The 23390-nt window shown below is 67.6% G+C and carries 14 protein-coding genes, 6 tRNA genes and 1 other RNA gene; 8 read left to right on the forward strand and 13 right to left on the reverse strand.

The genetic code is table 11. The features are described 5' to 3' along the window. Together AC3WLF_RS29365 and AC3WLF_RS29370 are read right to left on the reverse strand one after the other, a co-directional pair. A partial coding sequence (locus AC3WLF_RS29365) for a DNA polymerase III subunit gamma/tau (RefSeq protein WP_492359207.1) occupies nt 1–1451 on the reverse strand: 1451 nt, incomplete at its 3' end. A gap of 120 nt (nt 1452–1571) precedes the next feature. After that, nucleotides 1572–4055 (reverse strand): adenosylcobalamin-dependent ribonucleoside-diphosphate reductase, encoded by a 2484-nt coding sequence (locus AC3WLF_RS29370; protein ID WP_492359208.1) that lies wholly within the window; start codon nt 4053–4055, stop codon nt 1572–1574. A gap of 167 nt (nt 4056–4222) precedes the next feature. On the opposite strand from AC3WLF_RS29370, the gene ffs reads away from it, so the two are divergent. After that, nucleotides 4223–4321, forward strand: an RNA gene (gene ffs, locus AC3WLF_RS29375) — signal recognition particle sRNA small type. Nucleotides 4322–4481: 160 nt separating this feature from the next. On the opposite strand, the gene AC3WLF_RS29380 is transcribed toward ffs, so the two are convergent. The 3 genes from AC3WLF_RS29380 to AC3WLF_RS29390 form a co-directional block, all read right to left on the reverse strand. Then, a complete protein-coding gene (locus tag AC3WLF_RS29380) occupies nt 4482–8090 on the reverse strand; it encodes a UvrD-helicase domain-containing protein (RefSeq protein WP_492359209.1) in 3609 nt (1202 codons plus the stop codon). Beyond that, complete coding sequence (locus AC3WLF_RS29385) at nt 8087–10954, reverse strand: PD-(D/E)XK nuclease family protein (protein ID WP_492351911.1); 2868 nt, start codon at nt 10952–10954, stop codon at nt 8087–8089. The genes AC3WLF_RS29380 and AC3WLF_RS29385 overlap by 4 nt, the downstream gene beginning before the upstream one ends. A gap of 138 nt (nt 10955–11092) precedes the next feature. Continuing rightward, a complete protein-coding gene (locus AC3WLF_RS29390) occupies nt 11093–11371 on the reverse strand; it encodes a hypothetical protein (RefSeq protein ID WP_010814264.1) in 279 nt (92 codons plus the stop codon). Nucleotides 11372–11814: 443 nt separating this feature from the next. On the opposite strand from AC3WLF_RS29390, the gene trxA reads away from it, so the two are divergent. The 6 genes from trxA to AC3WLF_RS29420 all read left to right on the forward strand — a co-directional run bounded on the left by trxA (nt 11815) and on the right by AC3WLF_RS29420 (nt 18522). Beyond that, entirely contained in the window at nt 11815–12141 is a 327-nt protein-coding gene (trxA, locus tag AC3WLF_RS29395) for a thioredoxin TrxA (protein ID WP_010814265.1), read from the forward strand. Between the two features lie 179 nt (nt 12142–12320). Continuing rightward, the gene (gene rho / locus AC3WLF_RS29400; protein WP_010814266.1) at nt 12321–13583 is read left to right on the forward strand and encodes a transcription termination factor Rho; all 1263 of its coding nucleotides are present in this window, start codon (nt 12321–12323) and stop codon (nt 13581–13583) included. A gap of 126 nt (nt 13584–13709) precedes the next feature. After that, nucleotides 13710–14561, forward strand: a complete 852-nt coding sequence (locus AC3WLF_RS29405; RefSeq protein ID WP_492359210.1) for a M90 family metallopeptidase — start codon at nt 13710–13712, stop codon at nt 14559–14561. Between the two features lie 201 nt (nt 14562–14762). Further along, nucleotides 14763–15023, forward strand: a complete 261-nt coding sequence (locus AC3WLF_RS29410; protein WP_010814268.1) for a type B 50S ribosomal protein L31 — start codon at nt 14763–14765, stop codon at nt 15021–15023. A 246-nt stretch (nt 15024–15269) separates the two neighbouring features. Beyond that, a complete protein-coding gene (locus tag AC3WLF_RS29415; protein WP_011615638.1) occupies nt 15270–17057 on the forward strand; it encodes an ArnT family glycosyltransferase in 1788 nt (595 codons plus the stop codon). 112 nt (nt 17058–17169) lie between these two features. After that, complete coding sequence (locus AC3WLF_RS29420; protein ID WP_492351913.1) at nt 17170–18522, forward strand: MATE family efflux transporter; 1353 nt, start codon at nt 17170–17172, stop codon at nt 18520–18522. Nucleotides 18523–18608: 86 nt separating this feature from the next. On the opposite strand, the gene AC3WLF_RS29425 is transcribed toward AC3WLF_RS29420, so the two are convergent. The 7 genes from AC3WLF_RS29425 to gltX all read right to left on the reverse strand — a co-directional run bounded on the left by AC3WLF_RS29425 (nt 18609) and on the right by gltX (nt 21235). After that, nucleotides 18609–18685 (reverse strand) — tRNA-Asp (locus AC3WLF_RS29425). A gap of 63 nt (nt 18686–18748) precedes the next feature. After that, a tRNA-Glu gene (locus tag AC3WLF_RS29430) sits at nt 18749–18824 on the reverse strand. Nucleotides 18825–18929: 105 nt separating this feature from the next. Further along, nucleotides 18930–19005, reverse strand: a tRNA-Ala gene (locus AC3WLF_RS29435). Between the two features lie 198 nt (nt 19006–19203). Then, nucleotides 19204–19280: transfer RNA gene (locus tag AC3WLF_RS29440), tRNA-Asp, on the reverse strand. A 63-nt stretch (nt 19281–19343) separates the two neighbouring features. Continuing rightward, a tRNA-Glu gene (locus tag AC3WLF_RS29445) sits at nt 19344–19419 on the reverse strand. A 66-nt stretch (nt 19420–19485) separates the two neighbouring features. After that, nucleotides 19486–19561, reverse strand: a tRNA-Ala gene (locus AC3WLF_RS29450). Nucleotides 19562–19834: 273 nt separating this feature from the next. After that, the gene (gene gltX, locus AC3WLF_RS29455; protein WP_492320619.1) at nt 19835–21235 is read right to left on the reverse strand and encodes a glutamate--tRNA ligase; all 1401 of its coding nucleotides are present in this window, start codon (nt 21233–21235) and stop codon (nt 19835–19837) included. 246 nt (nt 21236–21481) lie between these two features. On the opposite strand from gltX, the gene AC3WLF_RS29460 reads away from it, so the two are divergent. Then, nucleotides 21482–22402 carry a patatin-like phospholipase family protein gene (locus tag AC3WLF_RS29460; protein ID WP_492351914.1) on the forward strand — a complete coding sequence of 307 codons (921 nt, stop codon included), beginning with the start codon at nt 21482–21484 and terminating at the stop codon, nt 22400–22402. 73 nt (nt 22403–22475) lie between these two features. Here the strand turns inward: AC3WLF_RS29460 and AC3WLF_RS29465 are convergent, their stop codons facing one another. Next, nucleotides 22476–23156, reverse strand: a complete 681-nt coding sequence (locus AC3WLF_RS29465; protein WP_492359211.1) for a C40 family peptidase — start codon at nt 23154–23156, stop codon at nt 22476–22478. Between the last annotated feature and the right edge of the window lie 234 nt (nt 23157–23390).

A 23390-nucleotide genomic window follows, 5' to 3' on the forward strand; every position in this document is an offset into this window, starting at 1 on the left:
GCCTTGCGGCCGCCACCACGGGCAGCGGAAGCCTGGCGGGCGGCCGCCAGCGCGGCGGCGGCGGGCGACATGGCCCCGTTGCCGGCGCCAGCGGCCGGCCGTGCCGGCGCAGCTTCAGGGGATGCAGGGACAGCGGCAGGTGCGGCAGCGAGTTCGGCCACTACCGCGGGCTGGACCGCCCGTGCGGGCATAGGGGCAGGGACCGGTGCCGCCGCAGCACCGGCCTTGGCCTGTTCGGCGGCATTGGCCACAGCCGTCGCATGGCGGGTATCAACGGTTTGCGCGGCTTCGGCACCACGCTGGCGCGCAGGCGCGGCACCACCGCCCTGCCCTTGCGTCGTAGTGGGTTCAGACGACGGCCGGAACGCCAGCATGCGCAGCAGCGTCATGGTGAAGCCGGCGTACTCGTCCGGCGCGAGCGCCAGCTCGCTGCGGCCGAGGTTGGCGATCTGGTAGAACAGCTGCACTTCCTGCGCGTCGAACACGCCAGCCAGGCGCCGCACCTCATCGGCTTCGGGCCATTCGTCCTGCACCGAGGCCGGCACGGCCTGCGCCAGAGCCACCTTGTGCAGCAGCGAGCCCAGGTCCTGCAGCGCGCCGGCAAACGACAGGCTGCGGTCGGCCATGGCATCGGCAATCGCCAGCATGGCGGCGCCGTCTTCGGCGGCCAGCGCATCGAGCAGCTGCACCAGGTAGCCCTGGTCGATCGCGCCCAGCATGCCGCGCACCGCGTCTTCCGAGACCTGGCCCGCGCTGTAGGCGATGGCCTGGTCGGTCAGCGACAGCGCATCGCGCATCGAGCCGTGCGCGGCCTGCGCCAGCAGCCGCAGCGCATTGCCGTCGTGGCCGATGCCTTCCTGCGCCAGGATATGGTCCAGGTGCGAGACGATATGCCCCGGCGGCATCTGCTTGAGGTTGAACTGCAGGCAGCGCGACAGCACCGTGACCGGGATCTTCTGCGGATCGGTGGTGGCGAGGATGAACTTGACGTGCCCGGGCGGCTCTTCCAGCGTCTTCAACATGGCGTTGAAGGCGTGGTTGGTGAGCATGTGCACTTCGTCGATCATGTAGACCTTGAAGCGCCCGGAGGTCGGGGCGTAGACCGCCTTGTCCAGCAGCTGCGCCATCTCGTCGACGCCGCGGTTGGACGCGGCGTCCATCTCGATGTAGTCGACGAAGCGGCCGCTGTCGATCTCCTGGCAGGCCTTGCACTGCCCGCACGGCTGGGCGGTGATGCCGCCGTTGCCGTCAGGGCCGGTGCAGTTCAGGGCCTTGGCCAGGATCCGCGACAGCGTGGTCTTGCCGACCCCGCGCGTGCCGGTGAACAGGTAGGCATGGTGCAGCCGCTGCTGTTCCAGCGCGTGCGTGAGCGCGCGGACCACGTGCTCCTGGCCGACCAGCGTGGTGAAATCCCTGGGGCGCCATTTGCGCGCTAGAACTTGATAACTCATGGCGGCGATTGTAGCAAAATGCGGCCCCCCTCCGGCCGCCGCCGCCCCGACCTCGCGGTCTTTATTCGCCACGCGCCGCGCGGGCTGGCTCCGGTGGCCGCAACCCGCCCGCGGCGGGGCTCAGCCGCACTCGCCCACGTAGCCGCAATTGGCGCATTTGGCGCATCCGTCGACCTTGTGCAGGGCGTGCGCGCCACACTCCGGGCACGGCTTGCCGGTGCCGACACCGGGGGTGCCGGGGACTCGGACCGGGCTGGCGAGATCCGCCCCGGCATCCGGCGCCTGCCCCCCGCCCTCGCGCTGGGCCAGCCTGGCCGCCAGCGCGGCTACCGGCACCTGGCCGCCGTCGGCATCCAGGAAGCCGCGCTTGATCAGGATGCGCTGCAGCGCGTAGCTGAGCGCGGCCACTTCGGAGTCATGGAAGCGCGGCACCTCGGTACCGTCCTGGCGCACCAGCGTGCCGTAGCGCACCGTGCCCTTGTCCCACACCACGTTGCGCATGTCCGCCAGTGCCTTGGCCACCGAGCCGCCCGAGCGCGCCACCATCGACAGCAGCCGCATGGTCGAGGTAATCCACTGCTGACCCTCGCTGCGCTGCCCCGCCGGCATGAAGAACTCCACCGGGCGCTCGATCTCCACCGGCTTGCCGTCGGCAACGCCGGCGACGCGCATGAAGTTGACGGTCAGGTAGACGGTCTTGTGGCCCTCGTACGTCAGGTATTCGACCTTGGACGTCACGCCCTCCAGGTCGCCCACCGGCCGGCTGCCGAAGGGGCGCACCAGCGGATTGTCGTCGGCCATGGCAGCGGGTGCCGCCGCCGGCGCCTCTACTGACAGCACGGCCCCCAGCACCGAATTGGGACGATAGGTCGCCAGCCCCTTCAGGCCGGCCTTCCACGCCTCCAGGTACAGGTTGCGGAAAGCTTCGTACGGATAATCCTCCGGCACGTTGACGGTCTTGCTGATGCTGGTGTCGATATACGGCTGCACCGCTTCCAGCATCCGCATATGATCCAGCGCCGACATCTGCAGCGCGGTGACGAAGGCATCCGGCAACTGGGCCATGTCGGCCCCCATGTGACGGTAAAGCCGCCAGGCATGGTCCGCCACTTCGAAGCTGCGGTAGCTGTTGTCCGGCATCCGCTTCTTGCGGTTGTAGGTCCACGAGAAAGCCGGCTCGATGCCGTTAGAGGCATTGTCGGCAAAGGCCAGCGTGATGGTGCCGGTGGGTGCGATCGACAGCAGGTGCGAATTGCGCAGCCCGTTGCGCGCAATGGCATCGCGCAAGCGTTCAGGCAGCCGGCCGGCAAACCCGCTCTGCAGGTAGGCGTTGGCATCGAACAGGGGGAAGGCACCCTTCTCCACCGCCAGTTCGGTCGACGCCAGGTAGGCATCATCGCGCATGCGCTCCGAGATCCGCGCCGCCAGCTGCCGCGCCGGCTCGGTGTCATAGCGCAGGCCCAGCATCACCAGCGCGCTGCCCAGCCCCAGGAAGCCCAGCCCGACGCGGCGCTTGGCGTGGGCCTCGGCCTGTTGTTCGGGCAACGGCCAGAAGGTCACGTCGAGCACGTTGTCGAGCATGCGCGTGGCCACACGCACCACTTCGGCAAAGGCATCGAAATCGAATTCGGCCTGCGGCGAGAACGGCTGGCGCACGAAGCGCGTCAGATTGATCGAGCCCAGGCAGCAGCAGCCATAGGATGGCAGCGGCTGCTCGGCGCACGGGTTGGTGGCCTCGATGCGCTCGCAGTAATAAAGGTTGTTGTCGGCATTGATCTGCGACAGGAACAGGATGCCCGGCTCGGCATGGTCGTAGGTGGCCTGCATGACCTGGTCCCACAGGTTGCGCGCCGGCACGCGCCGGTACACCCACTGGCCGTCGTCGCGGCGATAAGCTCCTGCGGCGATCATATCGGCGCCCGGCTCGGCCTCATGCACCAGTTCGACCTCGCCGTCTGCCTGCACGGCCTGCATGAAGGCGTCAGTGACGCCGATGGAGATATTGAAGTTGCTGAGGTCGCCCTTGTCCTTGGCGTGGATAAAGCTCTCGATATCGGGATGGTCGCAGCGCAGCACGCCCATCTGCGCGCCGCGGCGGGCGCCGGCGGATTCCACGGTGGCGCACGATGCGTCAAACACTTTCATGAACGACACCGGCCCCGAGGCGCGCGAATGCGTGGCCCGCACCAGCGCGCCGGCCGGTCGGATCGCCGAGAAGTCATAGCCCACGCCGCCGCCGCGGCGCATGGTTTCGGCGGCCTGCGCCACCGCCGTATAGATGCTTGGGCGGCCCTCGCGCGGCTCCGACACCGAATCGCCCACCGGCTGCACGAAGCAGTTGATCAGCGTGGCCTGGATGCCGGTGCCCGCCGCCGAGTTGATGCGTCCGGCCGGCACGAAGCCGTTTTCCTGCGCCCACAGGAAGCGCGCGCTCCAGGCCTCGCGCTGGTCCTCGGGTTCGGCCTGCGCCAGCGCGCACGCCACGCGTTGCCTGACATCGGCAATGCTGCGCTCTTCGCCCTTGGCGTACTTCTCGATCAGGACTTCGGAGGAGATTTCCTGCGGCGCCAGGGCGCCGCGAATGATCTGGTCGTTTGCGTTCATGTATTGGCTCACCACGGTCTGGGTCGGTGAATGGTCGGGCCGCCGCGGCCCGCGTTACCTGCGCCAGATCAAGCCGACGCATTTGCCGCGGGCAATGACCCACCACTGCAAAGGGCATTCAACGCAATTTCTCCGCGATATCGCGGTCTGGGGTACAATGCCGCTCGGACGGGCCTCCTCGCATGGTGGCGCGGTCAACCTGGTCAGGTCGGGAACGAAGCAGCCACAGCCGTTTTCCGCCAGTGCCGAGGGTCAGGCTCGTCCACCTCACACCCCCTCCTGCCGTACCCCTCCCGCTGTATCCGCACGCACGAGTCGTTCGCAGCGCAGTCCCTGTCACTTTAGTACAGCCGGGCCGCGAGCGCGCGCGCTGCACACCCCATTTTGCGCCGATTCTGGCACCCTGTCCGGGTGCCACGCCAGCCGTCAGAACAGCGAGCCCTGCTGCGGCATCGGCGGCGCCATTCGCTCGGCGGGAATCCATTCGCCGTCCGCGGTGGCCACGCCGGCCTCGATACGCTTGCCCGGGAACATCGGCGCAAGCGCGGCCACATAGCGGCCCAGCTGCGCGCGGTAGGCGGCATGCTCCTGCGGCAGGAGCCGCAGCTTGTAGTCGACGATCACCACGCGGTCGTCGAATTCCACCAGCCGGTCGATGCGCAGCAGCCGGCCGCGCGCGTCATAGAGTTCGACTTCATTGCGCGCGCTGCGGGCGTCCCCCGCCCCCAGCAACGGCGCCAGCGCCGGCGCGCGCAGCATCGCAGCCACCGCCTCCAGCGCTTGCGCCACCTGTTGCCGCCACGCCTGCCGTGCCGCCCCGGTGTGCGCGCCCGTCAGCGGGAACCAGCGCAATGCGGTGTCGATCCCCGGCACGTCGGCAAAGGCTTCGGGATAGCGCGTCAGGCGCTCCAGCAAAGCATGCACCAGCTCGCCGTGGCGGGCGGCCGCGGCGTTGAAGACGATGCCGTCGGACTCGTCTTCGGCTTCGGCCTCGCCCTCTTCTTCAAGCGCGGTCCCCTGCCGCGCATCCACTGCATCGCGATAGCGCAGCCGGAAGTCGGTAAAGCGCACCGGCTCGCTCAGGCGCGCGGGCATCGGGGCCTGGTCCTGCGCATCGGCCAGCTCGCCCGGATAGGCCGGCACCATCTCGCCGACGCCCGCGGCCTGCAGCCGCACATACCAGCTGCCGGCGATCTCGGCATTGCCCTCGCCCGAACCGCTGCGGCTGGCCCGGCCCTTGACCCCGCTGACCAGCAGGCCCTGCTGCGCGCGCGTCATGGCCACGTACAGCAGGTTCCAGTTCTCGCGCTCGCCCAGCGCCGCCTCTGACTCGAACAACGGCGCCCGCGCCAGCCCGCGCTCGCTGCGCTTGCCGTAGGCCGAGAAATGCCGAGGCACCGGCGACGACGGCGGCCAGTCGACCAGGATGCCGCCCCGGTCCGCGGCCGGCTCGCTGTGATTGGCATCGAGCAGCACCACGAACGGCGCCTCCAGGCCCTTGGCTGCATGCACGGTCAGGATATGGACCGCGTCGAGGCCGGCAAACGCCGGATCGTCCTCGGCCGGCTCCACGTCTTCGGCGCTCTCGCCCATGCCGCCTTCATCGGGGCTTTCGCCCTCGTCGCCGCGGCGGATTTCCTGCAGCTCGTCGATAAATTTCGGCAGGCTCGGATAGCGCCCGCCGTCGAGGTCCAGCGACAGCTTCAGGAAGGCATCGAGGTTGGCCAGCACCTGTTCGCGGATATCCGGCGGCGCGGCCTCGGCATAACGGCGCCGCACTTCGCCGCCGTGGAAGATCTGGTCGATCAGGTCATGCACCGGCCGGTGCGGCGCGACGCGCAGCCACTGGCGCAAGCGCTGCACGCCTTCGCGCAGCGCATCGGATACGTGTTCGGGCAGGCCGCCTGACTCGATGCGTGCCCACCAGCCGCCCTCGCATTCGATCCGGGCCAGCGCCAGCAGGTCGTCGTCAGTCGCGCCCACCAGCGGGCTCTTCAGCACGTGCGCGAGATCCAGGTCCGATTCCGGCGTCATCAGGAACGCCAGCAACGCCGACAGGTCCAGCGCCTCGAGCGTGGCCAGCAGGCCGCCGCGGCGCGGGCTCAGGCACGGAATGCCGGCCTCGCGCAGCGCGCGCTCATAGTCAGCCAGATGGGTCTTGCGGCGCACCAGCAGATGCATGTCGCTCCAGCGCGCGGGGCGCTGTTCGCCGCCCTCATGGACCGGCACGGTGTCGCGCACCAGGCGCAGCCACGCGGCCACGCGCCGGCCCTCTTCCAGCCGCAACGAATCGCCGGCCTGCCGGCGTGGCTGCAGCAGCGTGTCGCGATGGGCGGAGGCGGCTTCGGCGCCCTTGTCCTCTGCACCATCGTCAACGGCGTCTTCGGCCTTGTCCTCGGGCTCCACCAGCGGCAGCAGCCAGACCGGCCCGTTGCCTCCGGCCAGTGCCGTGGTCTGGGTCGCGTACAGCGGATAGCGGCCCTCGGCGCGCGCGCTGTCGAACACGGCGTTGACCCAGTCCAGCACTTCGGCACGGTTGCGCCGGGTTCGGTTGGTGCGCAGCACGGTGGCGCCGAACGCATCGCGCAGCATCTCGCCGGCCGCGCCGAACAGCCGTGCATCGGCGCGCCGGAAACGGTAGATCGACTGCTTGGGATCGCCCACCAGGAACACCGTCGGCCGCTCGCCCAGGCCCGCATAGCCGGCCAGCCAGCCCTGCAGGATGCGCCACTGCAGCGGGTTGGTGTCCTGGAACTCGTCGAGCAGCAGATGGCGGTAACGCGCGTCGAGCCGCACCTGCAGGTAGGTGGCGGTCTCTTCGTCCGACATCAGGCGCGCGGCCTGCCATTCCAGGTCGGCGAAGTCCATCGCGCGCTGCTCGTCCTTGTGCCGCTGGTAGCGCGTCAGCAAGGCATCGCCGATGCAGAACAGCGCGCGGTTGATCGCCAGCACCGCGGCTTCGCAACAACGCGCGCTGATGTCGTCAAGCATGGCGCAGATCGATGCATGCTCGTCCAGCAACGCATCGACCATGCCTTCGCCGCCGGCGGCCTTGACCAGCGCCGCGGTGCGCCGCAGCGAACGCGGGCCGCCGGTGGTGGTGAAGAACGCGGCGCGCAACTGCGCGAACGCCCGTTCGGCGGGCTTGCCGGGCACCGCGCCCGCTTCGCGCCACGCGGTGATCGCCATCAGCGCATCGGTGATGCGGCCGGCGTGGGTCTGCTCGGTCTTGCCGGCCGCGCCCAGGCGCAGCGCCAGCGACTCGCAGGCATCGCGCCAGCCTTCGTCGGCCAGCGCCTGCAGCAGCACGTCGCCCCGGGCGTCTTCGCCCAGGCAGTCGGACAGCGCCTGCAGCGGGTCGCCGCTCTCCTGCATCGCCCACCATTCGCTGCGGGCATGGAACATCGCGTCCAGCAGCGCGCGTGCCTGGAAGTCGCCCACGGTATCGACCAGCGTTTCCCACGCGGCGCGCAAGTCGGTGTATTGCTCCGTGGCCAGCGCGCGCCAGACCGGGGCCCAGGCTTCGCGTTTCATGCGTAGCGCATCTTCGCGCAGCGCCGCGCCCGGCACGATGCCCGAGGCCAGCGGCGCGCCGCGCAGCAGCGTGCCGAACCAGCCGTGGAAGGTATCGATGGCCATGCGCCCGGGCGCGGCCAGCACCTGCGCATGCAGGCGCCGCGCACGCGGCAGCGTCTCGCGCGCGGCGTCGGGCGTCAGGCCGCGCTGCACCAGAGCGGCGATCACGTCGTCGTCGCTGTCGCGCGACAGCTGTGCCAGCACCTCAAGCAGGCGGTCGCGCATTTCTTCGGCGGCCTTGCGCGTGAAGGTGATGGCCAGGATCTCGTGCGGCGCGGCGCCGGCCAGCAGCAAGCGCACCAGCCGCGCCACCAGCAGCCAGGTCTTGCCGCTGCCGGCACAGGCCTCAACCACCACCGAGCGCGCGGGATCGCAGGCGGCGCGCGTGAACTCGGTCTCGGAAACGGGTTCGCCGTCGCGCTGGTAAGGCTGGACGTGGTGCGGATCGTGGGGCGTCATGATGTCAGCGCCGGCACGGCGGTGGATTCCCAGAAGCCCTTGCGGCACAGGCCGCGGGCGGTGCAATACAGGCAGGCGGAGGCATCGCCGAAGGCCGGCAGCCTGGCGCCCTGGCGCAGGCGCATGACGTCGTCGCGCATCTGCCGTTCCAGCCAGATGACGGCGGCTTCAAAATCGGGCAGGCCGACTTCGCGCTGCGCCGCCGCTGCGCCCTCGCGCGCGCCTTCGAGCGATACCCAGCTGCCGGCTGCCGCATCGGCGCGCAGCAGGCCGTAGAACGGCAGCTGGCAGTCTTCCTCGACCTCGGCCAGCTTGCGCTTGAGGCGGGTGGCGCTCTGCGTCTTGTAGTCGAGCACGGCATGCGCCCCGCCCGGGCCCTGGTCAAGCCGGTCGATGCGCCCGGTCAGGCGCAGCGGCTGGCCGTCGGGCATCGGCAGGTCGATGCCGGCGTCGAGCTCGCCGCCGCGCCAGAACCAGCCCTCGGCCTCGCGCGCGGATTGCCAGGCGACATACGACGGCATCACCTCGCGCCAGCGCCGGTAGTAGGCAATGGCATTGCCGTCCTCGGCCATCAGCGCGCCGAACACGTCTTCGGAAATCTCGGCCAGGCGGGCCAGGCGCTGGTCTTCCGCCAGCGTCTCGCCACGCTCGCGGCGCGCCTGCAGGTCCTTGTGGTAGCGCAGCAGCACGTGGTGCAGGTGTTCGCCGATCTCGCGTTTCTCCAGCTCGTCGCTGACTGTCTCCAGCCCGGCCAGGCCCAGCATGCGGCCGGCGAAGAACTGGTAGGGGCAGCGGCGCAGCATGTTGTAGGCCTGCGCGCTCCAGCGCACCGGCACCAGCGCGGGCTCCGCCGCCGGCGCCGGCATGCCCTGCGGATCGGCAAAGGTCTCGTGCGCCTGTGCTGCGGCGGCGGCTTCGATGCTGACGCCCGCGCGCGCGCAGCACGCCGCCAGGCGCTCGATCCAGCCCGACACATGATGCGGCTCGCCGCGGCTGCCGTAGCGTTGCCAGGTCAGCACCACGTCGTCGTTGTTCAGCAGCACCTCGGCCAGGTCGCGCGCCTGCTGGGCAAAGCGGGCCTCGCGGTCTTCCAGGTCCAGCTCGCGCCGCATCTGGTTGGAAAAGAACATCAGCTCGGCGGCGCTGGACGGCAGTTGCGCGTCATCGCAGCCGACGATCACCACGCCCTCGAAGCGGCGCATGCGCGCGCCGTTCAGGGGCAGGATGGTGATGCGCGCCGGGCCGCTGGCCGAGGGCTCCTTGTAGGCGACCGATTCCAGCAGCGCCGACAGCATCGCGCGGAACTCGCCCTGCGACAGCGTGGCATGGCCGCCAGTCTCGTCCAGCGGCAACTCCTGCAGCCGCGCCAGCGCATCGAGCAGCTGGCTGCCGGCATCGTCCGCGGCCAGCGCCGCGCGCATGCCGAGGCCGTCGAGCATGCCGTCGAGCCGTTCCAGCCAGGTTGCCAGCGGATGCTGCGCGAGCCCGCGCGGCCAGCGCGCCGCCTCGTCGGCGAGCACGGCGACGAGCGCGTGCGCGGCGCGGCGCGGCGCTTCGGCGGCATCCTCGTCTTCCGCGGCAGCTTGCTGCGCGGCAGTCGGTGCGCTCCCGAACAGCTGGCGCAGGCGCGCCCAGCCGCCGGTAATGCCTTCGCGCCGCACCTGGCGCTCAAGCAGCGCGATGGCCGCGCCGCGCCCGGCAACCTCCGGCAGGCAGAACGGGCTCTTGAGCAGGTCCAGCAGCGCGGCGGTGTCGCCGTCGCGCACCAGCAGGTCGAACCAGCGCATCAGCGCGGCGGCCGCGCGCGTGGTGGAAAGCTTCCAGCCGGTCTCGTCGCGCACCGGTGCCCCGGCGCGCGCCAGCAAGGCGCGGGCGCGCCGCGCCACCACGCGGTCGTGCGCGACCAGCGCCACCTGGCGGCGGCCTTCATTGAGCCACTGCACCAGTTGCGCGGCTGCCGCGGCGGCTTCGTCCTCGAAGCGCGCGCTGCCGATCACGCGGATCGACGAACGCTGCGGCGGCAGCGCAGGCATGGCCGGCGCGGGGGCGACGGCTTCGGCATCGTCGGCGATCCTTGCTTCCGGCCACAGCGCCAGCAGCGTCTGGTACCAGTCGGCATCGCTCTCGCCCTGCCCGGTCCAGTCATAGCCGACCTGCAGCACCGGCACCAGCTCGGCGGCATCGCGCAGGAACGCGGCTTCAAGCGGCGTGGGCGGGGTCGGGGCAATCCAGATCACCGGGCCGCGCAGCTGCTGCGACAGCTCGCGCAAGGCGCGGCGCCGCGCCGGCAGCGGATCGTCCGGGCCGGACAGCGCCTGCCAGAATGCCAGCACGATGCGCGCCTCTTCGCCGAGGAAGCGCTCGGACAGATGCGAATAGGTCCGTTCCAGCGCGCCCTGCAGCAGGCCGGCGCGATCGTCGCCGTCGATCTCGTCATCGTCGCGGATGGCGGCGTCTTCGAGCCAGCGCGCGTTGAGCTCGTCGCAGATCGACAGCAGCGTCTGCGACAGGCCCCAGGCGGCGGTCTCGTTCTGGGCGCCGAAGGCGCGGCGCAGCCAGTCCTGCCCGCGCACCGCCTGCTGCACGGCCAGCAGGCGTGCGGCCGGGCTGCGCACCGGGGCGCCCTCGGGCGGCAGGTCGAGCAGCCAGTGGCCCAGCGTCAGCACGCGCGGCAGCAGCCGCGGGCTGCCTGCCGCGCGCGCGGCGGCGTCCAGTGCCTGGCGCACGCCCGGGATCTGCGCCGCGGTGGGCACGACCACGTGCGCGCCCGCCTCCGGCGCGCCGCAGCGGTCGAGGAAATACCAGGCAGCGGTGGCGGCCTGGTCGAGGAAATCAGGGCCAGGGCGGAAACGTAGCGACGTCATGGGCGCGTGGGGCGCAGCCCGGAATGGCTGCGCGAACTGCGTCGGTCGGCGAAAGCGTCAGGATGCAACGGAAACAATACGGGCGCCGCCGGCCTGGGCGGCTGGCGGCAAGTGTGATGCAGGGGCAGGCGGAACGGCTCAGTCCGAACCGCCTTCCAGCCGGGCGCGGATCTCGCGCGCGGTCTCGAGCAGGCCCTCATAGCCGGAGCGCGCATGCTCGGGCAGGTCCGGGTCGCCCACCAGGGTACCGAGGGTCTCGATGATGCTGTAGACCAGGCCGCGTGCGGCACCGCTGGCGATGCTGTTGGTCTCCACGGCGCTGCTGATATGGTCCAGCGCATCGCTCAGGTGGTCCACGTCCGGCGCCTGGCCGGGCTCGGGCTCGGGCTGCGAAGGCTTGCGGGGATCGGTGTTCATGTCGATGACCTAGTCAGTGGCGCAGGATGCAAGATTGGTCCGCTGGCGCCGCCCGCGAACCGCTTTCTATTCTACGCGCACGCCACACGCAATCGGCACCGCGCGGCGCGCACAAGTGCATTCTATGACACACCCTCCCGCACGCCGCAAGCGATTACCCGAATCTCTCGGCGCCATAGAAAATAAGCATTTCAATGAATCCCCCGCTTGCAGCAGAATCATTTCCGTGCCGGCGCGCTTTCGAGTGTTTGCCAGGCCGGTCTTGAAAATCGGCAAACTGGTAACATATCGGCAGCACCGGGCGCGGCAGCGGCCCCCACAGCCTGTTTGCGGGCTGAGGAGGCAGCCCGACGGGTCCGCGCAATCTCGTGTAAGGTAACGGTTCGGCCCTCCGAAGTCTCCAGCCTTCAACATAAACAGAGCGAAACCAGAGGTTTTCCGCCATGAGCGAACAAATCAAGTATGTGAGCGACGCCTCCTTCGATGCTGACGTCCTCCAGTCCGACAAACCCGTCCTGCTCGACTTCTGGGCGGAATGGTGCGGCCCCTGCAAGATGATCGCGCCGATCCTGGACGAAGTCGCCAAGGACTACGGCGACAAGCTGCAGATCGCCAAGATCAACGTCGATGAAAACCAGCAGGTGCCGGCCAAGTTCGGCATCCGCGGCATCCCGACGCTGATCCTGTTCAAGAACGGCGCAGTCGCGGCCCAGAAGGTCGGCGCGCTGTCCAAGTCGCAACTGACCGCCTTCCTCGACGGCAACCTGTAAGCTGCGCGCCGGGACCTGACCCACGGTCCCGGTTTTGTCACGGTCCGACGTGCGTGCGCCACATCCTGGCGCGCCGGTCGGATTGTGCTAAGATGCCACCAACAACTCCCCGAGCGTTCGCTCATTTCCCCCCTTCCCTTTAGGTCTCGCCCGTCCGGGCCCATCTGTACCCCTCGTCTATGCACCTGACAGAACTCAAATCGCTTCACGTGTCTGCGCTTCTCGAAATGGCGGCTACGCTCGAGATCGACAACGCACAACGGATGCGCAAACAGGAACTGATGTTTGCGATCCTGAAGAAGCGCGCCAAGATGGGCGAAACCATCTTTGGAGACGGCACGCTGGAGGTGCTGCCCGACGGCTTCGGCTTCCTGCGCTCGCCCGAAACCTCGTATCTGGCCAGCACGGACGACATCTACATCAGTCCGTCCCAGATCCGCCGCTTCAACCTGCACACCGGCGATTCGATCGAGGGTGAAGTGCGTACGCCCAAGGACGGCGAACGCTACTTTGCACTGGTCAAGGTGGACAAGGTCAACGGGCAGCCGCCCGAAGCGGTCAAGAACCGCATCATGTTCGAGAACCTGACGCCGCTGCACCCGAACCGGCCGCTCACGCTCGAACGCGATATCAAGGCTGAAGAGAACATCACCGGCCGCATCATCGACATGATCGCGCCGATCGGCCGCGGCCAGCGTGCGCTGCTGGTGGCATCGCCCAAGTCCGGCAAGACCGTGATGCTGCAGCACATCGCCCACGCGATTGCCAACAACCATCCGGAAGCGGACCTGTTCGTGCTGCTGATCGACGAACGCCCGGAAGAAGTGACCGAGATGATGCGATCGGTGCGCGGCGAAGTGGTTGCGTCGACCTTCGACGAACCGGCCATCCGCCACGTCCAGGTTGCCGAAATGGTGATCGAGAAGGCCAAGCGCCTGGTCGAACTGAAGCGCGACGTGGTGATCCTGCTGGACTCGATCACCCGCCTGGCGCGTGCCTACAACACCGTGGTGCCGGCCTCGGGCAAGGTGCTGACCGGTGGCGTGGACGCCAACGCGCTGCAGCGCCCGAAGCGCTTCTTCGGTGCCGCGCGCAACCTGGAAGAAGGCGGTTCGCTGACCATCATCGCCACCGCGCTGATCGAAACCGGCAGCCGCATGGACGACGTGATCTATGAAGAGTTCAAGGGCACCGGCAACATGGAAGTGCACCTGGAACGCCGCCTGGCCGAGAAGCGCGTCTACCCGTCGATCAACCTGAACAAGTCGGGCACGCGCCGCGAAGAGCTGCTGATCAAGCCGGAAATCCTGCAGAAGATCTGGATCCTGCGCAAGTTCATCTCCGACATGGATGAAGTGCAGGCGATGGAATTCATCATGGACAAGATGAAGGCCACGAAGAACAACGCCGAGTTTTTCGATATGATGCGCAGAGGCGGCTGAGCCCTCGCTGCAGCGTCAACGCAGCATCGCCGCAAGGCGGACAGGAAGGCGTGCCACGGCACGCCTTTTTTTGTTGCCCGACCTTTTTTGTTGCCGGACCATTTCACAGCGCACCGCGCTACGCCCATGCTCGGCAAACTGACCTCATTCCTGCGCACCCGCTCGCGGGCCCGCAAGCTGGAGCACTACGCCATCCCCGATGCGCTGTGGGCGCGCACGGTCGCCACGCTGCCGTTCGTGCAACGCTACGGCAGCGAAGACCTCGCGGCGCTGCGCGAGCTGGCCACGCTGTTCATCGCTGACAAGGAATACTCCACCGCGCACGACCTGCCGCTGGCCGACGACATGGTGGCCAGCGTTGCCGTGCAGGCCTGCGTGCCGATCCTGAAGCTGGGGCTGCCTTGGTACCGGGGCTGGCACGGCATCGTGCTCTACCCGGGCGAGTTCATCATCCGCCGGACCGTGCAGGACGAGATCGGCCTGGTGCACGGCGTGGTCGAGGAAGCCAGCGGCGAGGCCTGGGAGCACGGGCCGGTGATCCTGTCCTGGCCCGACGTGCACACCCCCGGGGCCGGCATCGACAGCGACCACGAACTGCCGGCCGATACCTACAACGTGGTCATCCACGAGTTCGCCCACAAGCTGGACATGCTCGACGGCGAGCCCGACGGCGTGCCGCCCTTCTCGCGCGTGCTGCACCCGGACATCGACGCGGAAGCCTGGGCCGAGACCTTCCTGACCGAGTACGACCGCTTTGCCGAGGCCTGGGAGGCACGCGACGAGGCCGACTGGGAGCACCCGGAGCGGCTGCCGCCGGCACTGCGCATCATCGACCCATACGGGACCGAGGCGCCGAGCGAGTTCTTTGCCGTGACGTCAGAGGCATTTTTTGTCGAGCCGACCGGGCTGGCGCGGCACTGGCCGGTTGTATACCAGTCGCTGGCCGTCTTCTATCGCCAGGACCCGGCCTCCATGTGATGCTTTTGCCATATTCCTGCGCCACTCTTTCTGTGCCGCGCGTGGCGCTGCCTCTTCCCCAAGTATTTGTTTTTCTGCCATAATCCCGGTTTGCCCGTTACCGGCAAGTGGTTCGTTCGTCGCCGCGCCATGCACGCTCTCGCCCTCGGCGGAGAACAGCGGATTGCAACGGACTGGCTACCCAACCAGAAAGGACTCATCATGAAAGAAGGCATTCACCCGAATTACCGCGAAGTCGTGTTCCAGGACATGTCCAGCGACTTCAGCTTCATCACCCGCTCGACCATCCAGACCAAGGACAAGATCGTGAAGGACGGCAAGGAATACCCGCTGGCCAAGATCGAAGTCTCGTCGGAATCGCACCCGTTCTACACCGGCACCCAGAAGATCATGGACACGGCCGGCCGCGTGGAAAAGTTCCGCCAGAAGTTCGGCAACAAGCTGGGCAAGGCTGCGAAGTAAATCGCTTTCAGCGAACCCCGCTTCGCAAGGCCTGCGGACAGATGCTCCGGGGCCTGTGCGAAACAGCAAAGAGGCAGCATCGGCTGCCTCTTTGCTTTTATGCCGGACCACGACCGGTACCGCCGCATTCATTGGATTTACCCCACACCCCGTGAGGCTTCCACGCCATGCCACGGCCCGCGCGGCCGCCGCATGCGCGATACTGTGGCCTTCGCGCCATTGCGCCACGGCCCGACCTGAGCATCGATGCGTCAAGCCAATACCTCCCCCGTCCAGCTGACCGCTGCCGCGACCGGCGCCCTGCCGCGCGCGCTGCTGCTGGCGATCTGCATCATCTATGGCCTGGTCGGCCTGTTCGGCCGCGACCCGTGGAAGAACGAGGACGCCGCCGGCTTTGGCGTGATGTGGCAGCTGGCCACCGGCAACCTGCACGACTGGCTGATGCCGAATATCGTCGGCCGCCCGTACAGCGAGGACGGCCCGCTGGTGTTCTGGATCGGCGCGCTGATGATCCGCGGCTTCGGCAGCTGGCTGGGCGCGGCCGACGCCGCGCGGCTGGCCACGGCGCTGTTCTTCTTCGCGACCTGCGCCTGCATCTGGTACACCACCTACCTGCTGGGCCGGCGCGACGAGGTCCAGCCATTTGCCTACGCCTTCGGCGGCCAGCCCAACGCGCGCGATTACGGCCGCACGCTGGCCGACGGCGCGCTGCTGATCTTCCTGGCCTGCGTGGGCCTGGCCATGCGCGGGCACGAGACCACGCCGCAGGTCGGCCAGGTCGCCTTTATCGCACTGGCCCTGTACGGCATGGTGCGCAGCCTCGACAAGCCCATCCAGGGCAGCCTGGTCTATGGTGCCGCGCTGGGCGGGCTGGCGCTGGCCAGCGGGCCCCTGCTGCCGCTGGCGCTGCTGGGAGGCAGCGCGGTCTGCGCACTGGTGTGCAAGCCGCTGCCGTGGCGGCGCCTGGCCGCCATCGGCATTCCGCTGGCGCTGCTGATGGTGTCGGCGTGGCTGGCGGCCGCCTACTTCGGCGCGGCCGACCGCGACGAGGCGGTGACCTTCATCCGCGAATGGTCGCGCTATGACCGCCGCAGCTACGGCTCGCCCAATGTGGCGACCTTCGGCTTCAACGTGCGCAACCTGTTCCTGTACACGTGGCCGGTCTGGCCGATCGCGGGCTGGGCCTGGATCGCATGGACCGGCATGCGCCGCGCCCCCCATGTGGCGGCGCCGCTGGCGCTGCTGCTGCCGGTGCTGGTGCTGCTGTTCCTGCAGCGCAGTGCCGGCGACGTGCAGTTCATCCTGCTGCTGCCGCCGATGGCCGTGCTGGCCGCATTCGCGCTGCCCACGCTGGCGCGCGGCGTGATCAACGCGATCGACTGGTTCGCGCTGCTGTTCTTCACCATCTTCGGCGGCACGGTCTGGTTCATGTGGATCGCCAAGACCACCGGCTGGCCGCCGCGCATCGCACGCAACGTCTTCCGCCAGCTGCCCGGCTACCAGCATGAGTTCACCATCGCCGCGGTGGTGTTCGCGCTGGCGGCCACGGTCGCGTGGGTGCTGATCGTGCGCTGGCGGCTGTCGCGCGCGCCCAAGCAGATCTGGCGCCCGGTGGTGATTTCCGCCGCCGGCACCACCCTGATGTGGGTCATGGCCATGACGCTGTGGCTGCCCTCGATCAACTACGGCAAGACCTACCGCGACGTGGCCCAGGCTGCGGCGATGGCGCTGCCGCCTGCCTACCAGTGCGTCCAGCCGATCCGCATGGGCGATGCGCAGCTGGCGTCGTTTGCCTATTTCGGCCATATCCGCTTTGGCGGCCCCAACGACGGCTGCGACGTGCTGCTGCGCCATGACGCGGTCGACTATGGCGAGCCGGGCAATATCTCGCATTTCGAGTGGCGGCTGATCTGGGAAGGCCGCCGCCCCGCGGACCGCGACGAGCGCTTCCGCATGTACCGGCTGGTCGATACCGCGCGCGCCGTCCATCCGCGCCCCGACCTGCCGCGGCGCCGCCTGCCGCGCCAGCCCTGAGCCCTTTCCGGCGTCACTACCACCGCAGCGCCTGTCGCACCATCGAACCATTCCGGCCGCAGGCGGCTGCGGGGCTGACCATCCAGCCCTGACCAAGCCTGCCGAGCCCTGAATGACCCTGTTCCAAGACCTTCGCCGTATTGCCAGCCTGGCCGGCCCAGTGCTGGCCGGCCAGCTTGCCGTTATTGCCTTTGGCGTCATCGATACCGCAATGGCCGGGCGCGCCTCGGCGACCGACCTGGCCGCCGTGGGCTTGGGCGGCTCGATCTATGTCACCATCTATATCAGCCTGATGGGCGTATTGCAGGCGCTGTCGCCCATCGCCGGCCAGCTCTATGGCGCCGGCCGCATCGAAGCGATCGGCGCCGAGGTCCGGCAGGCCGCATGGCTGGGCGCCGCGCTGGCGATTCCGGGCGTGCTGCTGCTGGCCTTCCCGGCCCCGCTGCTCGCTTTCGCCAAGGCGCCGCCCGAACTGGTCGAGAAGGCCACTGCCTACCTGCACTTCGGAGCCTTCGGGCTGCCGGCGGCGCTGGGTTTCCGCATCTACTCGGCGCTGAACAATGCGCTGTCGCGCCCGATCATGGTGACGGTGCTGCAGATCGGCGGGCTGGCGCTGAAGGTGCCGCTCAATGCCTGGTTCATCCACGGCGGCCTGGGCGTGCCGGCCATGGGCGGCCCCGGCTGCGGCCTGGCCTCAACGCTGATCAGCTGGGCCTGGTGCATCGCCGGGCTGCTGATCCTGCGCTATGGCAGCGCCTATCACCCGCTGCGGATCTTCAGTATGTGGAGCTGGCCGGCTGCCGCCCCGCTGCGCGCGCTGCTGCGGCTGGGCCTGCCGATGGGCCTGACCTACCTGATCGAGATCACCTCGTTCACGCTGATGTCGATCTTCATCACGCGCCTGGGCACGGTCACGCTGGCCGGGCACCAGATCATCGCCAACCTGGGCGCGGTGGCCTACATGCTGCCGCTGTCGCTGGGGATTGCCACCTCGACGCTGGTGGCACAGCATCTCGGCGCGCGCGACCTGGCCGGCGCCAGCCGCCTTGCCTGGCGCGGCATCCGCATGGCGGTGACGCTGGCGGTGCTGACCGGTGCCCTGCTGTGGCTGCTGCGCAAGCCGGTGCTGCATGCCTACGCGAGCGATCCCGCGGTGGTCGCGGCAGCGCTGCCGCTGGTGCTGTTCGTGGCGTTCTACCAGGCCTTCGACGCGGTGCAGGTGATGACGGCGTTTATCCTGCGCGCGTACAAGATCGCGCTGATTCCGACGCTGATCTACGCCGGCTCGCTGTGGGGCATCGGACTGGGCGGGGGTTATGTGCTGGGCTTCGGGCTGATCGAGGGCATGCCGGCCTTCACGCGCGGCGCCAGCGGCTTCTGGCTGGCCAACAGCATCAGCCTGGCGATTGCAGGCGTGCTGCTGGTGCGGTATTTCAGCCGGGTCAGCAAGGATCCGGAAAACTGACTCTGGCACTGGCCGCCCGCAAGGGCGGCGGCCGCGATTTCAGCAGCCGGAAAAGAAAAACGCCCGCTTGCGCGGGCGTTCTAATTTGGCGGAGTGGACGGGACTCGAACCCGCGACCCCCGGCGTGACAGGCCGGTATTCTAACCGACTGAACTACCACTCCTTAGTCGGCGTCTTCCGAAGCTTCGCTTCAGTCGACTGGGCGTCTGATTACGCCCTGTTGTTATGGCGTCCCCTAGGGGATTCGAACCCCTGTACTCACCGTGAAAGGGTGATGTCCTAGGCCTCTAGACGAAGGGGACAGAAACTTGTTTTACAACGCGTTTTCTGTCTTGCGCTGGAAAGTCCGCCATCATAGCAGGCTTTTTCGCGCCTGGGAAGCTTCTTTTCAGACGCTTCCCAAATTCTGGTGGAGCTAAGCGGGATCGAACCGCTGACCTCTTGCATGCCATGCAAGCGCTCTCCCAGCTGAGCTATAGCCCCGTATCCGGTACGGCTGGACGGTTACTGCTGGAACCACCTTCGCTGCCTGCCGCTTACCGCAGCATTTGCAGCGAAGACAGGATTATATAGCGAATTTCGCAACGAATGCAACATTTTTTATTGCGTTTGCAGCGATTAACGACATAATCCCTCACCCAAAGAAAAACCCGCATGGTGCAAACCATGCGGGTTCAGTTTTGGCGGAGTGGACGGGACTCGAACCCGCGACCCCCGGCGTGACAGGCCGGTATTCTAACCGACTGAACTACCACTCCTTAGTCGGCGTCTTCCGAAGCTTCGCTTCAGTCGACTGGGCGTCTGATTACGCCCTGTTGTTATGGCGTCCCCTAGGGGATTCGAACCCCTGTACTCACCGTGAAAGGGTGATGTCCTAGGCCTCTAGACGAAGGGGACAGAAACTTGTCTTTCAACACGTTCCGTCTGGCGCCACCCCAAACAACCTGGATGACACCTAAATCTTGGTGGAGCTAAGCGGGATCGAACCGCTGACCTCTTGCATGCCATGCAAGCGCTCTCCCAGCTGAGCTATAGCCCCATGGTACTGCCATTTACTGCAACTTGCTGCGCTTTCGCCTGAATTAACTACCGTTTCAGGCGAAGCCAAGATTATATATCAACCATTAATCTTTGCAAGCTCCCGTTTCAGCTTTTTTCGCTTTCCCGTCACTTCAAAAATCAGTTCGGAGATTGCGAAGATCCTTGCGGATCCACCAGCCAGCTTGGTCAGGGACCGCGCTGCAGGGAGAAAGAGATTATGCGCAAGTCCGGCCCGGAGCGCAAGCCCCCGGCGCGGACTTTTTACGACTTTTTATGCAGCTGCCGCCAGGCGGCGCAGCACCGTGTCGCGGCCGAACAGTTCCAGCACCGCATCGATGCCCGGCGTCTGCAGCTGGCCGGCCACCAGCAGGCGCACCGGCATGGCCAGCTTGGGCATCTTCAGGCCGAACTCGGCGAGCACGGCCTTGAAGGTGGCGCTGATGGCTTCGCGCTTCCATTCCGGCAGCGCGGCCAGCTGGGCGGCCAGCACCGCCAGCGCGGGCTGGATTTCCGGGGTCAGGTGCTCGGCCTTGAGCGCGGCTTCCGCCTGCGGCTCGCCGCGATAGAACAGCAGCGCCGCCTGCGCGACCTCCTTCAGCGTATTGGCGCGGTCCTTCACCAGCGCCACCACGCCGGCCAGGTCCGCCCCTTCCACCTTGCCGCCGAGCGCCTCGATAAACGGCTGCGTCAGCGTGGCCAGGCGCTGGTTGTCGCCGACCTTGATGTAGTGGTTGTTCAGCCAGGCCAGCTTCTCGGGGTTGTACTGGGCGGGCGACTTACCCAGGTGCTCCAGGTCGAACCATTCAACGAACTGCTCGCGCGAGAAGATCTCGGCGTCGCCGTGGGCCCAGCCCAGGCGCGCCAGGTAGTTCAGCACGGCTTCGGGCAGATAGCCCTCGTCGCGGTAGCCGGTCACGGCCATCGCGCCATGGCGCTTGCTCATCTTCTCGCCCTGCTCGTTAAGCACGGTCGGCAGGTGGGCGTAGACCGGCGGCGTGCCGCCCAGCGCGCGGATGATGTTGATCTGGCGCGGGGTGTTGTTGACGTGGTCGTCGCCGCGGATCACGTGGGTGATCTTCATGTCGAGGTCGTCCACCACCACGCAGAAGTTGTAGGTGGGGGTGCCGTCCGGGCGCGCGATCACCAGGTCGTCGAGCTCGTCGTTGGAGATCTCGATGCGGCCCTTGACCGCGTCATCCCACACCACGCTGCCGCCGATCGGATTCTTGAAGCGGATCACCGGATCGACCCCTGCCGGCGGCTCGGGCAGAACCTTGCCCGGCTCGGGACGCCAGAAGCCGTTGTAGCGCGGCTTCTCGCCGCGCTCGCGCTGGGCTTCGCGCAGGGCATCCAGCTCTTCGGTGCTCATGTAGCAGCGGTAGGCCAGGCCGGATTCGACCATCTGCGCGACCACTTCGCGATAGCGGTCCATGCGCTGCATCTGGTAGAACGGGCCTTCGTCGATATCCATCTCCAGCCAGGCCATGCTCTCGAGGATCACGTCGACCGCTTCCTGCGACGAACGCTCGACGTCGGTGTCTTCGATGCGCAGGATGAAGTCGCCCTTCATGCGGCGGGCGAAGGCCCAGGGATAGAGCGCGGAGCGGATATTGCCGAGGTGGATAAAACCGGTCGGGCTCGGCGCAAAGCGGGTGCGGACGCGTTGGGTCATGGTCAGGGGCAGAAACAAGAAAGCCCGCGCGCAGCGGCGCGCAGGCTGGTGTATGTGCAGGCCTTGCATTATACCAACGCGCATCCCTCGCCCCGCCCGGCGTGCCGGCGCCGCGCGGAATCATTTATGCTTGCGCCGGTCTGAGGTGATGCCGCTGATTCAGGCTATGCGATGCCAGCCTCCCTGGAGGAGCGCCCGCATCACATCCCGTATCCGCCGGTCCCACCTGATTACTGATCCCGCTTCATGCAACGACGTCATTTCCTCGGCATCTCCGCGGCCGCCCTGCTGGCGGGCTGCTCGTTCGGCCCGCGTCCCGCGCCGCCGCTCGCCACTACCCCGCCCGCGCCGCGGCCCGTCAAGATCGGCCTGGCGCTGGGCGGCGGCGCGGCGCGCGGCTTTGCCCATATCGGCGTGATCAAGGCGCTCGAAGCGCAAGGCATCCATGCCGACCTGGTCACCGGCACCAGCGCCGGCGCAGTCGTGGCGGCGCTTTACGCCAGCGGACTGAATGGCTTCCAGCTGAACAAGCTGGCGCTGACCATGGACGAGGCCGCCATCGCCGACTGGGCCCTGCCCTTCGGCACCCGCTTCGGCGGCTGGCTCAAGGGCGAGGCGCTGCAGAACTACATCAACCGGCTGGTGCAGAACCGGACCATCGAGACCATGAAGCTGCCGCTGGGCATTGTCGCCACCGATCTCAAGAGCGGCGAGAAAATTCTGTTCCGCCGCGGCAACACAGGCCAGGCCGTGCGCGCGTCGAGCAGCGTGCCCGGGGTGTTCCAGCCGGTGTCGATCCAGGGTCACGACTATGTCGACGGCGGCCTGGTCGAGCCGGTACCGGTGGATTCCGCGCGCGGCATGGGCGCGGACTTTGTCATCGCGGTCAACATCTCGGCCGACCCGTCGGCGCAGAAGAACGCGGGCCAGAGCGGCGTGCTGCTGCAGACCACCGCGATCATGGGCCAGTCGATCAACAAGATGGCACTGGCGCGCGCCGACGTGGTGATCCGCCCCGAGCTGCCCGATATGGGCGGCAGCGACTTCAACGCCCGCAACCGGGCCATATTGGCCGGCGAACAGGCCACCACGGCGGTGATGGCAACGCTGCGGCAGCGGCTGGAACAGGCCCGCCTGGCACCGGCCGGAACGGTCGCAGTGCAATAGCCGGGAGAGCACGCCTCGCCAAAGCAAAAAGGACTACCGCAGCAGTCCTTTTTGCTTGAAGCGTGCCGGAACCTCAGCCGCCGTACATCGATGCGCGGACGACCTTGGGGTCGTAGCGCTTGAGCGTCTCGACCATGTCGCTGAGGCCATCGGCGCCGCCCTCCTTGCCATCCTCGATGCGGCGGGCGCCGTTGTAGCGGGTCACCCAGTAAGACGCACGCATGTCGTCGACACGGATCTTGCTGCCCGTGGACGGGGCATGCACGAACTTGTTGTCGCCGATATAGATACCGACGTGCGAGAAGGTCTGGCGCATGGTGTTGAAGAACACCAGGTCGCCCGGACGCAGGTCGGTGGCCGCCACGGTGGTGCCGACACGGCTGATTTCGACAGAGCGGCGCGGCAGCATGAAGCCGAAGGTGTCCTGGAACACGTAGCGGACGAAGCCGCTGCAGTCCAGGCCGGATTCGGGGCTGTTGCCGCCGAAGCGGTAACGCACGCCAATCAGGCCCAGCGCATTCATGACCAGGTCGCCAGCCTTGCTGGCAACGTTGCTGGTGGAATTCACCACCGACGACAGCAAGCCCCGCTTGCCTTCCGCATGCGAATCCGCGGCGTGGGCCGTGGCATCGATACGGGCGTCGGCATCCTTGAATACCGTATCCGCCAGCACTCCATTCGACACAGTCGCACCGCAGGCAATGGCAATTCCGACGGCGGCACGCGCCAGGGAATGAAGTACCGATCGCTGCATTGGTTCTCCCGTTGATCGTTCCACAGCAAGCCCCGGCACAAGTCCGGGGCAGCTGGGTATTTGTGAAATTCGCGTGAACTTCGCGAGAAATTCATGTGAACCTGCGGGGTGAACCCTATGCAACATCCGCACCAGGCTTACCGGGCCTGTTTTGCACCGCAATCGTGCCATGCACGATCCAATGCGTCGGACGGACCACCCCAAAACTAGTTCTCGCGGGATGGTAAAGGGTTG

It is taken from the genome of Cupriavidus sp. FW306-01-F10A (assembly GCF_058782785.1).